Here is a 15,703-nt window from a genome sequence, read left to right as displayed (position 1 = left end):
GCGCTAGTTGTCTTTTGACTTCAGTTCAGTGCTGCGTGTCTTCGGAGAGCGCGGCGACCAGCTCCGTCAACAGGTCCGGGTCGAGCGGCTTCTCGATCCAGCCCGTTGCGCCCGCCGAGCGCGCCGCGTCCTTAAAGGGTTCGCCGCCTTCGGTCGTGAGGACCAGGATCGGCGTCGCCTTGTACGCGTGATTCGCGCGCAGCGCCACGATCAGATCGAGCCCGCTTCTGCCCGGCATGTGCTGATCGGTCAGAACCAGATCGAAGCGCTCCGCGAGCGCCCACTCCAGGCCTTCGTCGCCGTCGGACGCGACGGTCACTTCGTAACCCGCCGTCGCCAGCGTCGCCGAGAGGATTTGCCGCATGGCGGCCGAATCGTCGATTGCCAGAATGTGTTTGATCATGTTTGTCTCTTGCCGTGATGACGGTCGAAACGTGTCGAGTCTTGAGCGTTTTTCAGGGAATTTGCTCAGTGCGCCGCGGGCTTTGCCGCGATGCCCGGGATGAGCTGGCCGAGCGCCGTCGATGGCGCGCCGTTTTCTTCCGTGCCGTTGTCGAGCGTGGCGCCGGGCGAGCCGTCGTCGCGCATCATCGAAATTTCGGATCTGCGGTTGAGCACGATGACGCTGATGCGCCGGTTCTCCGGGTCCATCGGGTCCTGCTTGTTGAGGTTTTGCGTCGACGCGAGACCGAGCACGCGCAGCACCTTCGCTTCGTCCATGCCGCCCGAGACGAGCTCGCGCCGCGATGCGTTCGCGCGGTCCGCCGACAATTCCCAGTTGCTGTAGCCCTTTTCGCCGCCCGCGTACTTCACGGCGTCGGTGTGCCCCTGCACGACGATGCGGTTCGGCACGTCGTTCAGGCTCTTGCCGATCTCGCGCAGGATGTCGCGCATGTACGGCTGCACGCTGTCGCTGGAAAGCGCGAACATCGGGCGCTTCTGCGTATCGACGATCTCGATGCGCAAGCCCTGCTGCGTCGATTCGATGCGGATCTGCTGCTTGAACTGGCGCAGGGTCGGATTGGCCTCGATCGCGGCCATCAGCTTCACCTGGAGGTCGTGCAGGCGCACTTGCTCGCGCCGTTCGAGCTCGCCTTGCGCGGCCTTGAGCAGTTCTTCGTCGGCATCCGACGACGCGCGCTGCGCGAGCTGCGTGCTGCCGAAGGTCTTGCGCGCCGCGCCCGGCTCGTTGCTGGAAATGTCGCGGCCGCCGCCGGTGAGAATGCTGTTGTCCATGCCGACGGTCTTGCCGCCGACCATCGCGGCCTTGAGCGGCATCTGGAAATACTCCGCGATGCCGCGCCGCTGCACTGGCGACGTCGACGAGAGCAGCCACATCAGCAGGAAGAACGCCATCATCGCGGTCATGAAGTCCGCGTAGGCGAGCTTCCACGCGCCGCCGTGATGCCCTTTCTTGCCGGCGACCACGCGCTTGATGAAGATGGGACGTTCGCTGTCGTTGCTCATCGCTGTGTCTCGTTCAGTCGGGAAGTCACTTGGACTTGACCCGGCGCACGTGTTCTTCCAGTTCGGAGAACGACGGACGTTCCGTCGAGAACAGCACCTTGCGGCCGAACTCCACCGAGATCGCGGGCGCGTAGCCGTTCAGGCTCGCGAGGATCGTCACCTTGATGCACTGGAACATCTTGGTCTGCTCCGCGACGCGCTGTTCCGCGACGTTCGCGAGCGGCCCGATGAAACCGTAGGAAAGAAGAATGCCGAGGAAGGTGCCGACGAGCGCCTGCGCGATCATCTCGCCGAGAATCGCGGGCGGCTGATCGGCGGACGCCATCGTGTGCACGACGCCCATCACGGCCGCGACGATGCCGAACGCAGGCATCGCGTCGCCGACCTTGGTGAGCGCATGCGCGGGCGCTTCGCCCTCGACGTGATGCGTTTCGATTTCCTCGTCCATGAGGCTTTCGATCTCGAACGCATTCATGTTGCCGCTCACCATGAGGCGCAGGTAATCCGTCAGGAATTCGACGATGTGATGATCCGCGAGGATCTTCGGGTACTGGCTGAAGACCGGGCTCTTCGACGGATCTTCGATATCCGCTTCGAGCGCGAGCGTGCCTTCCTTGCGCGCCTTCGCGAGCAGCACGTAGAGCAGGCCCATCAGCTCCATGTACATGCTCTTGTCGTACTTCGCGCCCTTGAAGAGCGTCGGGAGCACCTGGATGGTCGCCTTGATCGTCTTGACGTTATTGCCGAGGATGAACGCGCCGATGCCCGCGCCCGCGATCATCAGGATTTCCACCGGCTGCATGAGCGCGCCAAGGTGGCCGCCTTCGAGCGCGTAACCGCCGAAGACGGACAGCAATGTCACGAGCGATCCAATGAAAATCAGCACAGTCGAGTCCTCACGTTTGGGTGCGGTAAGACCGCCGTTAAGTGGTTTACGGCACTCGACCCGAAAACTTTGAGGATGAGATGAAGCCGCGCCGTGTCAGGCCGCGATGCGCGGCGCGGGCTCGGCGGCGCTTTGTGTCGACGCGGCCTTGCGCGTCTTGCCCGCACGCGACGGCGGCTGGCACAGCCCGCAGACGTAGCCGGCGCGCAGATCGTACGCATGCGCGACGAAGCGCCCCCCGCAACGCGTGCAGGCGTTCGTCTGGAGCATGCCGGATTCGAAGTAGCGCACGAGCGTCCATGCGCGCGTGAGCGAAAGCACCGGCTCGTCGCCGTAGAGCGCCGCGTGTTCGAGATACAGGCGGTAGCTTTTCACGATCGAGCGGATCGTCGGCTGGTTCTTGTCGTTGTCCGCCATGAAGCGGTAGATCGCGTGGAACAGCGACGAATGGATGTTCGGCTGCCAAGTCATGAACCAGTCGGTCGAGAACGGCAGCATGCCCTTGGGCGGCGACGCGCCCTTCAGCTCCTTATAGAGCTTGATGAGACGGTCGCGCGACAGGCTCGTTTCCGCTTCGAGCAATTGCAGGCGCGCACCGAGCTCGATCAGCTCGATCGCCAGAGTGATTTCGCGGACTTCCGCGACCACGCTTTTCGTCGCCATCGGCGGTTCGCGCCTTTAGCCGATCTGCTCGACGGGACCGTCGGCCAGCAGGATCGCCGCGTGGGCGTGCGCGAGCGACGCGCTTTTGTCCTTGTCGGCGAGCGAAGCGAGGATCGCGTGATCGTCGAAACGAAAGCGGCACAGCAGATGGCTCGACGACGCCACTTTCACCGTCTGCGCGAGCGTCAGCGCGGTCAGCACCTGGGCGACCTGGTCGGAAAGGCCGAGGCGGTACATCGCCGAAACGCGGTCTTCCTGAAGGAGCCGCTGTGCGAGGAGCAAGTACGACAGGTTCACCTCGCGGATTTCCGCGAGCGTACTCGTATTGCTGATCGTCATCTTCTTCCCCGAATCGATACGTGGCTGGTCAGGCCTGGCGGGGGAACGTTTGCGCGAATTCGCAACGGACAAGCGAATCCGGCCCCGCGCGTGTGGTTTGGTTTCGGTTCGATTGTCGCCGATGCGCAGAGGCGCGCCTGTCGGACAAAGCTTCCGACGCAGCGACGGATTTTCGCGAAGATTCGTGTAGGAAAATTTCTTACACGAGAGCGGCCGGAGTTTGCCGAGCGGGAGCTATTAATTATCGGCATATATTCGTCTGACTTAATGCCAAACCTCCGATTTGCGGGGCTCGCGCGACTTCGTCGAGGCGGGATCGCGACTTGCTGACCTGTGCTCTGCGGCTGCTCCACGCTTCAGACTCGTCTACATCGGGTTCATCGGTGCAATTTCTGACTTCGTAACAGCACATGTTTCGCGCTGTAACAACGATAAGCGATTGAAAAATGACGTGAAATGCCGCTCTCGATCCCGATAATGGGCATTAAGGGATAACCCGGTCGTGCTGTTTTCTGCATCTCCGGGCCGATCTCGGGCGGCGTCACTACCACACGCGGCCCGCCCGATGGCATGTGTTGAGCGCTCGACCGGAGCGTGACTACGATGCCCAACAACAAGGAGAGTCACGTTATGCGAATCGCACAAATTGCACCGTTGCACGAAGCAGTTCCTCCGAAGTTCTACGGCGGCACTGAACGCGTCGTGTCATATCTGACCGACGCGCTCGTCGACCTCGGCCACGATGTAACCTTGTTCGCGAGCGGCGATTCGCAAACCAAGGCGACGCTGGAAGCGGCCTGGCCGCGTGCGCTGCGTCTGGATCCGACCATCCGCGATGCGCTCGCGCCGCACATGCTGCTGCTCGAAAACGTCCGCGCCCGTGCGCACGAATTCGACGTGCTGCACTTTCACCTCGACTACATGCCGTTCCCGCTGTTCACGCAGATGGACACGCCTTTCGTGACGACGCTGCACGGCCGTCTCGACCTGCCGGAACTGCAACCGATCTTCAACACGTTCACGAAGGCGAACGTGATCTCGATTTCGGATAACCAGCGCGGCCCGCTGCCGCAGGCGAACTGGCTGAACACCGTTTATCACGGTCTGCCGGACGAACTGCTCACGCCGCAGCCGCACAAGAAGCCGGAATATCTGGCGTTCCTCGGCCGCATCTGCCCGGAAAAGCGCGCAGATCTCGCGATCAAGATCGCCGCGCAAAGCGGTCTGCCGCTGAAGATCGCGGCCAAGGTGGACAAGGTCGACCAGGAATACTTCAAGTCGACGATCGAGCCGCTGCTCTCGGAAGCGCATGTGGAATTCATCGGCGAGATCAACGAGGCGCAGAAGCCGGAATTCCTGTCGGGCGCGAAGGCGCTGCTCTTCCCGATCGACTGGAACGAGCCGTTCGGTCTGGTGATGATCGAGGCGATGGCCTGCGGCACGCCGGTGATCGCGTTCAACCGCGGTTCGGTGCCGGAAGTGATCGACCACGGCGTGACGGGATTCATCTGCGAAGACGTGCAAGGCGCCGTCGGCGCGCTGCAACGTCTCGACGAACTCTCGCGCACCGAAATCCGCGCGCAGTTCGAGCGCCGCTTCAGCGCCAGAACGATGGCTCAGAACTACGTCGAGAGCTATACGGCGATGCTCCAGGCCGCGAAGCGCCCGGTGCTGCGCCAGGTCGCTGTGGGCTGATCGCCCCGCTTCCTGCTTCAGGCTGTATCGAAAGCCGCCCGCTTGCCGGGCGGCTTTTTTTCGCGTGTCGAATTAAGCGCTTAGCGTTTAACACACCTTCTTGACAAGGAACAATCCGAAGTTTCGATCTGATGCCCGTGAATTAAGAGCCGATCCACCATTTTTGACAGTTTGTAAAAGAGAGCGAGCTTAAACTCCGCTCCGCAAGCGCGTATGACGTTCTTGTTTCAAATCAATGGCTTTCATCTTTTTCACGTAGGCAGAATCATGCATTTGTCGAAGCGTCTCGGCGCTGAAATTTTCGGTACTTTCTGGCTCGTACTGGGCGGCTGCGGAAGCGCCGTGCTCGCTGCGGCCTTTCCTGAACTCGGCATCGGTTTCGCCGGCGTTTCGCTGGCGTTCGGTCTCACCGTGCTGACGATGGCGTACGCCATCGGACACGTTTCCGGCTGCCACCTGAACCCGGCCGTCAGTATCGGTCTCGCGACCGCTGGCCGCTTCCCGGTGCGCGATCTCGTGCCGTACATCGCCGCGCAAGTGATCGGCGCGACGCTCGGCGCATGGGTCATCTACCTGATCGCGACGGGCAACCCGAACTTCGAGTTCGCGACGAGCGGCTTCGCCGCGAACGGCTTCGGCGAGCACTCGCCGGGCCATTTCTCGATGATCGCAGCGCTGATCTGCGAAGTCGCGATGACGTTCTTCTTCCTGTTCGTGATCCTCGGCGCCACCGACGACCGCGCGCCGAAGGGCTTCGCACCGCTCGCGATCGGCCTGTGCCTGACGCTCATCCATCTGATCTCGATTCCGGTCACGAATACGTCGGTGAATCCGGCGCGCTCGTCGAGCCAGGCGTTCTTCGTCGGCGGCTGGGCGCTGGATCAGCTGTGGCTGTTCTGGATCGCACCGATCGTCGGCGCGATTCTGGCGGGCGTGCTTTATCCGTCGCTGACGCGTCAGAAGTAAGCAAATTCGCGGTAACGAAAACGGGCGCACGATGCGCCCGTTTTTGTTTTTGCGCCACACCGGGCGTGCGAATGATTAAACGCGCGCGACAAATGTAATGCCGAATTACGCAGCATGCTTATGAATTGTCGCGACGGCTATTTTTGCGGCAATTGGCAGCGCGCGCGATGCCCGTCCGATAAGGCTTCCAGCGATTTTGCCGTTCCCGCGCTCCTTTCCGCGTCCCTTACGCCGCCCTTGCACACCGTAACAACTCGTCGAAGCCTGTAAGACGGCGGGCGCTTACATTGGACTCATGCGACACACGTCGCCCTAAAGGAGAAACACAATGAAGCGCATCGTCACCCAAATGCTCGTCGCGACCGGCCTGGCAATCGGTGCTGTCGGAGCGGCTCAGGCTCACAGCGATCTCCACATCGGCGTCAACCTTGGCGCGCCTGCTTACGTGGCGCCGGCTCCGGTGTACGTGCGTCCGGCGGCGCCGGTGTACCGTGCGCCGTACTATCGCCATGAAGCGCCGCGCTGGCACGGCGGCTACGGCCACGACAATGGCCGCTGGAACCGCGCGGGCTGGAACCACGGTGGTTACGGCAACGGCGGTTACGGCAACAACTGGGGACATCGCGGGTAAGTGAAACGGGCCGCCGACGCATGCCGGCGGCCCGCCGCGGCGGACGCTCAGGCGGGCGTCTGTCCCGGCGACGCGAGTTCGTCGCGAATACCGAACAGCTTGCGCAACTGATGCGCGACGCCCGCCTCGAAGTTGTTTCCGACGCGCGGCACGTTCGGCAGGCGTTTGATGAGATCGGGGTTCGCGTTGTTCATCATGAACGGATGCCCGGCGGTTTCGAGCAGATCGATGTCGTTCATGTTGTCGCCGAACGCGACGCACTGCGCGACATCCACGTCGAGCCGTTCGAGCACGAAGCGCAGCGCCCGTCCCTTCGATACGTCCGATGTCATGACTTCCAGGCAGTCCGGCAGCGAATACGTCACGTAGAGCGAATCGCCGAACTCGCGCTCCAGATTCGCTGCGGTGACTTTCAGATCCGCCGGATCGCCGATATACAGCACCTTTGCGATGTTCTCGCCATCATGCTCGCGCAGATCCATCACCTCGTACTTGAAGCCCGAATCCTGGTGAAAGACCAGCAGTTCGGGCGCGTGGCGATCGATGAGCCACGCGTCGTCGGCAAACAGATTGACGATGACGTGCTCGCTGCCCGCGAGTTCGGGCTGCACGAGCCGGCGCACGGCGGCGGGGTCGAGGTCGCGCGAATAGATGCGCTCGTCGCCGGGCGCATGCACGCGCGCGCCGTTGGACGTGATGAGGTACGCGTCGACGCCGAGCACGTCGCGGATACCGGCGACATCGCGATAATGCCGGCCCGTCGCGATGATGATGGGCACGCCGCGCGCCGAAAGCGTACGCACGGTTTCGGCGGTGAAGGGATCGAGTTGATGGTCGCTGTTGAGGAGCGTCCCGTCGAGATCAGTAGCGATGACCGAGTACATGACTGCCTTTGTGATGCCGCAAAGGACGCTATTTTATCGCGGCGAGTTGTCGGGAGCCGTTGCCGCGGACGCCGCTCGGCGCGCCAGTTCAAGCGCGCCCGCTGCCGAATCCGCGCGCGGCGCCCGCACGCGCTCGCGCAACGCGGCGGGCACGAACGGCGCGTAAGGCACGGCAAGCCCGCCGCACAGGGCGACAGGCAGCGCGCCCGCGGGATCGAGCGCCGCGACCAGCCGCTCTATCTCGAACCCCGCGCGCTTGAGCAGCCGTGCCGCGACCGGATGATCGCGGAACTCGAACACCGTGGGCGCAAGCGTGGCGTAGGCGGTCTGGTTTGCATTGCAGAGCCACACAACGAGGCTGTCGCGATCGGTCGCGCCCGTCAACGCGAGCTGCGCGCGCGACCAGGCGTCTTCCGGTGCGCGGCCATCGAGCACGCGCTGCAAATGAACCACCGCGCGCAGGCCGAGCCATGCGCCGCTGGCTTCGTCGCCGCTCGGGAAACCGTAGCCGCCCGCGATGCGGCATACGCCCCCCTCGTCCAGCGATGCCGCGATGCTGCCCGTGCCGAGCGCGACGATCACGCCGGATTCGCCGCCGTGCGCGCCGAGAACGGTCGTGTAGGCGTCGCTTTCGACGCTCAGCGCGCGCACGTCCGGCGCCGCCGCGAGGAATGCCGCGAGCCAGTCCGCGTTGTTCACGCCCGCGAGGCCGCATCCGAGCGCGCAGCGACGCCAGTCGAAGGGCAACGCGGCGGCGTCGAATGCGCGCCGGCACGCATCGCCGATCGATTGCCACGCGCGCTCGACGCCGAGCCCGAGGCCCGAGGGGCCGCCGCTCGCGCGCGCCAGTTCGTTGCCTTGCGCGTCGGCCAGAATCACGCGCGTACCGCTTCCGCCGCCGTCGATGCCGAGCAGAAAGCCTTGAGTTGTCGAGTGCTGGAATTGAATCATGGGCGCAAGCTTACCGGTGCCCGCGACGCGCGCCAATTGGCCGAACGGCATAGATGGCGCGGCGCGAACGTTCCGCTATGCTGACGCGATCCAAAAAGAACGAGGATTCGCCATGCCAGACACCGACCAAATCCGCTGCGCCTGGGCCACCACCGACGCGATGATTCAGTATCACGACAACGAATGGGGCGTGCCGTCGCGCGACGATCAGCATCTGTTCGAGATGCTCGTGCTGGAAGGCGCGCAGGCGGGCCTTTCCTGGTCGACGATTCTCAACAAGCGCGAGGGTTATCGCGCGCTCTTCGCGGGCTTTGAGATCGACAAGGTGGCGCGCTTCACCGAAAAGGACATCGAGCGGATCGTGCTAGACGCGCGCATCGTGCGCAACCGGGCGAAGATCGAATCGGCCATCACCAATGCGCGCGCCGTGCAGCAGATCCAGCAGGAACACGGCTCGTTCGCGAACTTCGTCTGGTTCTTCGTCGGCGACAAGACCATCGACACGCCGCGCGACGCCGATAATCCGACGCCCGCATCCACGCCCGAGTCCGACGCCATGAGCCGCGCGCTCAAGAAGTACGGCTGCAAGTTCGTCGGCACGACCATCTGCTACGCCTTCATGCAGGCGACCGGCATGGTCAACGATCACGTGGTCGGCTGCCGCTCGCGAGGAAAACCTAAGACGAAACGCCAGACTGTCGCGAAATCCTCACAATGAGGCCATTCCTATGGAGGGGATTTTTGCTTTTCGACAACATCTTTGAGTGCGAAACGCGAAAATCAGGGTAAATCCCGATAGAAGAGGTTTTTATTGCAGTGAAGCACGCCCGAAGCCGCGAATTACAAGGGTTTTAGGCCGGTTTTCCGCGCTGCACGATCGTTCGGCGCGTGTAAAAATGGGTTTCTCGCGTGCGTTGGCGCACCTTTTTACCGGGCCGAACCGTTATAACTGACGGTGTACGGACCGTTCACTGAGTGTAGAAAAGTCCGACGCGAGCGCATCGGGCGTTGTGAGACCCACGCCCAGACCGGGAAACCGTCGTGCTCGAAGCAGTGTCCGGACAGCCAGGCGTCGATTCAGGTTGCGCCACATTCGCAACGATGCCGCTGCTCCGGTGCTACAGATGCAACAGGTGCAGGTTCTCGAACTCCAACGCTTGGCCGCTGCGCAGGGGCGCAGGGGAGAAGATCATGAAAAGCTTGAACTTCCTGACCCATCAGGAGATTTTCAACAGCGCAGTACAGCATCTCTTCGTGCAAGGGCAAGCGGCGTTGCTGCCGCAGGGCGGCGGTGCGTATCGCGGATACTGCGGCGGCTGTCCTGTCGGCAGCTTCATCAAGCCGCGCGACTACGTCACTGCGATGGAAGGCGTGCCCATCCGCTACATCGCGAAACCGCCCGAGCAGATTCCGGCGTACATGGACGTCGGCGTCGCGGCGCTCAGGCGCGCGCTGCTGCGTGCGCGCATCAATGTGTTCGATCCCACTACCGTCGAATTGCTTTCCTGCCTGCAGAACGTGCACGACGTGTTCGGCAAGTGGGAGTGGCGCGAGCGGCTCACGTCGATCGCGCGTCAGTTCGGGTTGTCTGCCGAACTTTTGAAAACGGCTGCTTGAGCCATTGCAGGTGCTGTGATGTTGAGCCCCATTACGATGTTGAGCCCGAAGGACATTTACGAGCGCGTCAGCGAGCATCTGCTGACGCAGCGCGCGGTGTCGGAAGACGACAACGGTTCTTGCCGGCTGCGGAGCCCGGAAGGCCGCAAGTGCGCGATCGGTTCGCTGGTGCGCGACGACGTGTATCGGCCGGAGCTCGAAGGCGTCGGCATTTCCTATTATCGGCATGCTCAGGATGGCAAGCTGCTGCGGGCGCTCTATGCGTCGCACGTGAATGCGTACGATCCCAACATCATCGATCTGCTGATCGAACTGGAAGAAGTTCACGACTACGCGGATATCGAATCCTGGCCGGAACTGCTCGCGGCGCTCGGCAAACGTCACGCGTTCGTCTGATTTCGACGCGATCCGAAGCGTAAAACGAAACGGCGGTGCGCCCTTACGGGTCGCACCGCCGTTTTGCCGTCCGGGGCGAGAAGCGAGTCCTCGCCCGAACTCGATGCTTTAGTGCATCTTCTTCGGCAGCATCTGGCTGCGCAGGCGCTTGCGCAGACGCGCGACGGCGGCTGCCTTCTTGCGCTTGCGTTCGGTGGTCGGCTTTTCGTACGACTGGCGCTCGCGCAGTTCGGCGATCAAGCGATTGCGCTCGACGGTGCGGCGGAAACGCCGAATCGCGACGTCGAACGGCTCGTTTTCTTTGAGGACGATAGTGGTCATGTAAATCCTGGTTGCTAAACGTATTTCTAAGCGCGCGACGATGAAACTATCGCGCCCCGGCACTCCGATCGTCCGCCAGATGCAAAATGCGCGACGGACACGAGCAAAGCGGCCACGGAGGCCGGAAAAGAGAGAGTTTGAGATTCAGCCGCGGGAGCGGCGCGCGCCTTCGAAGAAGGACTTGAAAGCGCATTTCGGAGCCGTTCACCGCCGCTTATTCACGTTGTCATGACGGTGCCAATGTCAGTGATCGTCAGCGGCGAAGGCAGGAAATCGGGCACATTTCTCGATTCGGGCGCGATGTTACCAGAACACCGCGCCGCTGCCAACTATCACTCGTTGGCCCAACTCATTGATGCAACAGATCTATTTCTGCCACGCGCTGGCTTCGTCGAGCAATTCGATGTCTTCCGCGGCAAGCCGAATGCGCGTCGCGGCGGCGAGGCTTTCGAGCTGCGGCACCGATGTCGCGCTCGCGATCGGCGCCGTCACGCTCGGGCGCGCGATCATCCACGCGAGCGCCACCGTTGCCGGCGTCGTGTCACTGCGCTTCGCCACTTCGTCGAGCGCGTCGAGAATCCTGAAACCGCGCGGATTCAGATACTTTTCGACACGCGAGCCGCGCACCTTGTGCTGCGTATCCGCTTTCGACCGGTACTTGCCCGACAGAAAACCGCTCGCAAGACCGTAATACGGCGTGACCGCGATCTCGTGCTTCGCGGCCACGGGTTCGAGATCGGTTTCGTAGCCTTCGCGGTCGTAGAGGTTGTATTCCGGCTGCAGAATCTGATACGCCGGCAAGCCCGAATCCTTCGCCGTCTTCAGCGCTTCGCCCAACCGCTCGCCCGTGTAGTTGGACGCGCCGATCACCCGCACCTTCCCCGCCTTGATGAGCTGTTGATACGCGTTGAGCGTCTCGTCGAGCGGCGTGTGCTCGTCGTCGTAATGGGAAAAGTAGACGTCGATGTAATCGGTCTTCAGGCGCCGCAGCGAATCGTCGACGGCCGCCGCGATATTCGCCGCCGTGAGTCCGGCGCGCGTGCTCAGCTTGCCGACCTTCGTCGCGAGCACGACTTTGTGACGCTTGCCGCTGTCCCTGAACCACTTGCCGATGATCGTCTCCGATTCGCCGCCCTGGTGTCCGTCGACCCAGGCGGAATACACATCCGCGGTGTCGATGAAATCGAGGCCGTGATCGACGAATGCGTCGAGGATCGAGAACGACGTGCGCTCGTCGGCGGTCCAGCCGAAGACGTTGCCGCCGAAGACGAGCGGCGCAACTTTCAGGTCCGATGTGCCGATATTGCGTGTCTGCATGTGTGCTCCGGATGCGCGAAAGGAACGGACCGAAAAGCATACGCGCGAAACGCGAGCCTTGCCGGACGGGGCCGCGGACGCTTACGAAGGCATTCATTACACAAATCGTTTGCGCAGGCCTTAAGTTTTTTTCGAGGGGCCCGATAACCACAAGTAGGCGGCCGGCTATCACCGAGCGCAGGACCGCCAGGCAACACTCGGTGCCAAAGCCTAAGCCAGACAAAGTCTCCCAGGAGAGCAAAAAATGATCGGTATCAATAGCAACATCAACTCGCTGGTTGCCCAGCAGAACCTCAACGGCACGCAAAACGCGCTGTCGTCGGCCATCACCCGCCTGTCGTCGGGCAAGCGTGTCAACAGCGGCGCGGACGACGCAGCCGGCCTGGCCATCGCGACCCGCATGACGGCTCAGATCAACGGTCTGAATCAAGGCGTGTCGAACGCGAACGACGGCGTTTCGCTCGTTCAGACGGCAAACAGCGGCCTGTCGCAAATCGCTGACAACCTGCAACGTATTCGTCAGCTGGCCGTGCAGGCTTCGAGCGGCTCGCTGTCGACGTCGGACCAGTCGGCGCTGCAACAGGAAGTGAGCCAGCGTATCAGCGAAATCAACCGTGTGTCGTCGCAAACGACGTTCAACGGCAAGAGCCTGCTCGACGGCTCGGCTGGCAGCCTGTCGTTCCAGGTCGGCGCGAACGTTGGCCAGAGCATTTCGGTCGATCTGTCGACGGCCAACGTCTCGGCTGGTGCGATCGGCACCCCGGGCAAGGGCTCCACCCTCGGCACGATCGACGGTCTGTCGCTGGACTCGAGCGGCGCATACACGTCCACCGGCGCGACGATCACTTCGGTGACCGTGAAGGCCGACGGCAGCGGCGGCTTCACCTACGAGGACAACACCGGCGCAGCGTTCACCGGCACGAACCTGTTCAGCGCGGCGACGGCTGGCGGCTTCACGCTCAAGGGCGCGGCATTCAGCGGCGGTACGGCTCCTACGACCGGCGCGCAAGCGACGGAACTGGCGTCCCTGAACACGGCGTCGGACGTGCCGTCCGTGAACAGCATCGACGTGTCGGCAAGCGGCGGCGCGGCAGCGGCGATCTACTCGGTCGACAACGCTCTCGCGACGATCAACACGCTCCAGGCAAGCCTTGGCGCAACGCAAAACCGCTTCTCGTCGGTGGCGTCGGCTCAGTCGGCGCAAGCGACGAACCTGTCGTCGGCTCAGTCGCAGATCATGGACGCGAACTTCGCGCAGGAAACGGCGAATCTGAGCAAGGCGCAAGTGCTGCAGCAAGCTGGTATCTCGGTGTTGGCGCAAGCGAACTCGATGCCGCAGCAAGTGCTCAAGCTCCTCGGCTAAGCAACATCGCCGACGCGGTAACCGGCACGCACGTTCAGCTTCATGCGCGCCGGTCATCTCGAAGCATCACAGCAAGAAAGCATGTCAGCGCACCGGGAGCTCGTCTCCCGGTTCGCGTTTGCGGAAAACTCAGCGTTTCCGCCCATTTTCTGACGATCGCCAGACGAAACGAACGGAGCACACATGACCACCGTAGCCACGACCTCCACATCGGGCACCACTGTCGATCCGACCAGCGCCGTACAACAGGCAGCACAGTCGATCATCAGCGGCTCGACGAATTCGACGGTGGACGTGAACTCGCTCGTCACCGCGCTCGTCAACGCAAAGGTCGCGGGACAGACCGACGCGCTCAACAACAAGAAGACCGCCGACAACACGCAGCTCACGGCGGTCGGCTCGCTCAAGTCCGTGCTCTCGCTGCTGCAGAGTTCGCTCTCGAATCTCGCCGACGGCACGACGCTGTCGGCCTTCACCGCGACCACGAACGGCAAGGGCCTCAGCGCCACCGCGGGCAAGGGCGCCGTCGCGGGCAGCTATGCGGTCAACGTGACAAACGTCGCATCGGCGCAATCGCTGACGTCCGGCGTCTTTTCGACGACCGACAAGCTCGGCACCGGATCGATGACCATCAAGGTCGGCGACAAGTCGAGCACGATCACGCTCGACGACACCAACAACACGCTCTCGGGCATCGCGACCGCGATCAATTCGGCGTCCGACAATCCGGGCGTCACGGCGACCATCGTCACCGGCACGGACGGCGCGCACCTCGTGCTGCGCTCCGCGTCGACGGGACTCGACAACGCCATCAATGTCGCTGTCACGCCGGACGCGAGCTCGATCGGGTCGCCCATCACGAAGCTCGCGGTCACGTCGTCGACCACGACGACGGATGTCGATCCGAACGACTCGACCAAAACCATCGAAGTGCCGGAACACACGATCATCGACGGCGCGAATGGCTGGACGCAGGCGACCACGGGCGTGGACGCGCATCTGACGGTAGCGGGCACGGCGGTGTCGAGCGCATCGAATACGATCAAGGGCTCGATTACCGGCATCGACATGACGCTCACGTCGGATTCGGTCGGCACCACGCAAACGCTGACGATCGGTCAGGACGTGAGCGGCCAGAAGACGACCATCGATGCGTTCGTCACGGCGTACAACAATTTCATCAGCACAGCGGCATCGCTCACGTCGTTCGATGCGACGGCCAGTTCGCAAGGCGCGCTGCTCGGCGACTCGATGATGAACACGATCAAGAACACGATCTCGAGCACGATCAGCAGAGGGATCGGCAGCGGCGCGAGCAAGGTGAATCTCGCATCGATCGGCATTGCGCTGCAACCGGACGGCACGCTGAAAACCGACGAAGACGCGCTCACCGATGCGCTCACCAGCAATTCCGGCGCGGTGGCATCGCTGTTCAACACGACCGACGGCGTCGCCGCGCAACTGAACAATAGCCTGACGTCGTTCCTCGCGACGGGCGGTCTCATCGATGCCCGCACGACGGCGCTCAACAAGGATCTCTCGGATATCGCCAATCAGCAGGCGACGCTGACTACGTACACGCAGCAATTGACGACGCAGTACAACGATCAGTTCACGGCGCTCAACACGCTGATGTCGCAAATGGCGACGCAGGCGAGCTATCTGACCGCACTCTTCGGCGGCACCAACAGCGCGGGTGCGCTGGCCACCAACAAGTCGTAAGGAGAAGGACTCATGGAACAGCATGAAATCATTCAGCGCGCCTGGGCGCTCACGGAAGCGTTGGAAGCGGCGGCCAGCGCGCAAGACTGGGTGAAGGCGGCCGAGCTCACGCAAGCGCGCACGGCGCTCGTGATGGCCATCGAGAAGGAGCAGTCTGAAGAGGCGCTCGTCGTCATCCGCCGGATTCAGGCGAGCATCGAATCGATGATGGGCCGCGCGGAAGCCGCGCAGGCGCTTCTCGGAACCGGGTATCGGCGCGCGATGGATCAGGCTCAGGCCGCCGGACGATATCAGCAGGCTGCGCGGTTCTAATCCGTGCCCGAGCGGGCCGGCTCCGGCCCGCTTTCTTTCTCACTTCTCCACCGCTGCGGACGCTTCTCGTACCGCTTCCGTTCCCATCGTCGACCCAACGCGCAGCCCTTTCCAGGCAGCCTTCGCGCATCGCATCGCAAGCCGGGAATTGGCGGGTATTTGGGCGCCACATC

General features: G+C 62.8%; 18 protein-coding genes. 9 read left to right on the top strand and 9 right to left on the bottom strand.

The window, feature by feature from the left end:
- Positions 1-25 precede the first annotated feature (25 nt).
- From AWB74_RS13090 to flhD, 5 genes are all read right to left on the bottom strand, one after another.
- Positions 26-403 carry a response regulator gene (locus AWB74_RS13090; RefSeq protein WP_014190195.1) on the bottom strand — a complete coding sequence of 126 codons (378 nt, stop codon included), beginning with the start codon at positions 401-403 and terminating at the stop codon, positions 26-28.
- Positions 404-468: 65 nt separating this feature from the next.
- A complete protein-coding gene (motB, locus tag AWB74_RS13085) occupies positions 469-1,467 on the bottom strand; it encodes a flagellar motor protein MotB (RefSeq protein ID WP_061147186.1) in 999 nt (332 codons plus the stop codon).
- Positions 1,468-1,492: 25 nt separating this feature from the next.
- The gene (motA, locus tag AWB74_RS13080) at positions 1,493-2,353 is read right to left on the bottom strand and encodes a flagellar motor stator protein MotA (RefSeq protein ID WP_061147185.1); all 861 of its coding nucleotides are present in this window, start codon (positions 2,351-2,353) and stop codon (positions 1,493-1,495) included.
- A 96-nt stretch (positions 2,354-2,449) separates the two neighbouring features.
- A complete protein-coding gene (gene flhC, locus AWB74_RS13075) occupies positions 2,450-3,016 on the bottom strand; it encodes a flagellar transcriptional regulator FlhC (RefSeq protein WP_061147184.1) in 567 nt (188 codons plus the stop codon).
- 15 nt (positions 3,017-3,031) lie between these two features.
- Positions 3,032-3,349 carry a flagellar transcriptional regulator FlhD gene (gene flhD, locus AWB74_RS13070; protein WP_200821967.1) on the bottom strand — a complete coding sequence of 106 codons (318 nt, stop codon included), beginning with the start codon at positions 3,347-3,349 and terminating at the stop codon, positions 3,032-3,034.
- Positions 3,350-3,985: 636 nt separating this feature from the next.
- Here flhD and AWB74_RS13065 point away from each other — a divergent pair.
- The 3 genes from AWB74_RS13065 (at position 3,986) to AWB74_RS13055 (ending at position 6,647) form a co-directional block, all read left to right on the top strand.
- Positions 3,986-5,050, top strand: coding sequence for a glycosyltransferase family 4 protein (locus tag AWB74_RS13065; RefSeq protein ID WP_061147182.1), 1,065 nt, complete (start codon positions 3,986-3,988; stop codon positions 5,048-5,050).
- A 267-nt stretch (positions 5,051-5,317) separates the two neighbouring features.
- A complete protein-coding gene (aqpZ, locus tag AWB74_RS13060) occupies positions 5,318-6,016 on the top strand; it encodes an aquaporin Z (RefSeq protein ID WP_061147329.1) in 699 nt (232 codons plus the stop codon).
- A 328-nt stretch (positions 6,017-6,344) separates the two neighbouring features.
- The gene (locus AWB74_RS13055) at positions 6,345-6,647 is read left to right on the top strand and encodes a hypothetical protein (protein WP_061147181.1); all 303 of its coding nucleotides are present in this window, start codon (positions 6,345-6,347) and stop codon (positions 6,645-6,647) included.
- Between the two features lie 47 nt (positions 6,648-6,694).
- Here AWB74_RS13055 and AWB74_RS13050 read toward each other — a convergent pair whose 3' ends face one another.
- The gene (locus AWB74_RS13050) at positions 6,695-7,531 is read right to left on the bottom strand and encodes a Cof-type HAD-IIB family hydrolase (RefSeq protein ID WP_061147180.1); all 837 of its coding nucleotides are present in this window, start codon (positions 7,529-7,531) and stop codon (positions 6,695-6,697) included.
- 33 nt (positions 7,532-7,564) lie between these two features.
- On the bottom strand, positions 7,565-8,482 hold the full coding sequence (locus tag AWB74_RS13045) for a BadF/BadG/BcrA/BcrD ATPase family protein (RefSeq protein WP_061147328.1): 918 nt from the start codon (positions 8,480-8,482) through the stop codon (positions 7,565-7,567).
- A 112-nt stretch (positions 8,483-8,594) separates the two neighbouring features.
- On the opposite strand from AWB74_RS13045, the gene AWB74_RS13040 reads away from it, so the two are divergent.
- The 3 genes from AWB74_RS13040 (at position 8,595) to AWB74_RS13030 (ending at position 10,495) form a co-directional block, all read left to right on the top strand.
- Positions 8,595-9,200 (top strand): DNA-3-methyladenine glycosylase I, encoded by a 606-nt coding sequence (locus AWB74_RS13040; protein ID WP_061147179.1) that lies wholly within the window; start codon positions 8,595-8,597, stop codon positions 9,198-9,200.
- A gap of 473 nt (positions 9,201-9,673) precedes the next feature.
- On the top strand, positions 9,674-10,099 hold the full coding sequence (locus tag AWB74_RS13035) for a hypothetical protein (RefSeq protein WP_061147178.1): 426 nt from the start codon (positions 9,674-9,676) through the stop codon (positions 10,097-10,099).
- A gap of 18 nt (positions 10,100-10,117) precedes the next feature.
- Positions 10,118-10,495 carry a hypothetical protein gene (locus tag AWB74_RS13030; RefSeq protein ID WP_235024561.1) on the top strand — a complete coding sequence of 126 codons (378 nt, stop codon included), beginning with the start codon at positions 10,118-10,120 and terminating at the stop codon, positions 10,493-10,495.
- Between the two features lie 108 nt (positions 10,496-10,603).
- Here the strand turns inward: AWB74_RS13030 and rpsU are convergent, their stop codons facing one another.
- Complete coding sequence (gene rpsU / locus AWB74_RS13025; RefSeq protein ID WP_061147176.1) at positions 10,604-10,816, bottom strand: 30S ribosomal protein S21; 213 nt, start codon at positions 10,814-10,816, stop codon at positions 10,604-10,606.
- A gap of 366 nt (positions 10,817-11,182) precedes the next feature.
- On the bottom strand, positions 11,183-12,133 hold the full coding sequence (locus tag AWB74_RS13020) for an aldo/keto reductase (protein ID WP_061147175.1): 951 nt from the start codon (positions 12,131-12,133) through the stop codon (positions 11,183-11,185).
- A 244-nt stretch (positions 12,134-12,377) separates the two neighbouring features.
- Between AWB74_RS13020 and AWB74_RS13015 the strand changes: the two genes are divergently transcribed.
- From AWB74_RS13015 to AWB74_RS13005, 3 genes are all read left to right on the top strand, one after another.
- Positions 12,378-13,496 (top strand): flagellin, encoded by a 1,119-nt coding sequence (locus AWB74_RS13015; protein WP_061147174.1) that lies wholly within the window; start codon positions 12,378-12,380, stop codon positions 13,494-13,496.
- Positions 13,497-13,679: 183 nt separating this feature from the next.
- On the top strand, positions 13,680-15,218 hold the full coding sequence (fliD, locus tag AWB74_RS13010; RefSeq protein ID WP_061147173.1) for a flagellar filament capping protein FliD: 1,539 nt from the start codon (positions 13,680-13,682) through the stop codon (positions 15,216-15,218).
- A gap of 12 nt (positions 15,219-15,230) precedes the next feature.
- Complete coding sequence (locus AWB74_RS13005; protein ID WP_061147172.1) at positions 15,231-15,530, top strand: hypothetical protein; 300 nt, start codon at positions 15,231-15,233, stop codon at positions 15,528-15,530.
- Positions 15,531-15,703: the final 173 nt, after the last annotated feature.

Origin of the sequence: Caballeronia arvi (assembly GCF_001544695.2) — a bacterium.
In the GTDB taxonomy this organism is placed as follows: Bacteria; Pseudomonadota; Gammaproteobacteria; order Burkholderiales; family Burkholderiaceae; genus Caballeronia; species Caballeronia arvi.
Note: the sequence above shows the minus strand (reverse complement) of the source record. Positions and strands in the feature narration are given on the sequence as shown.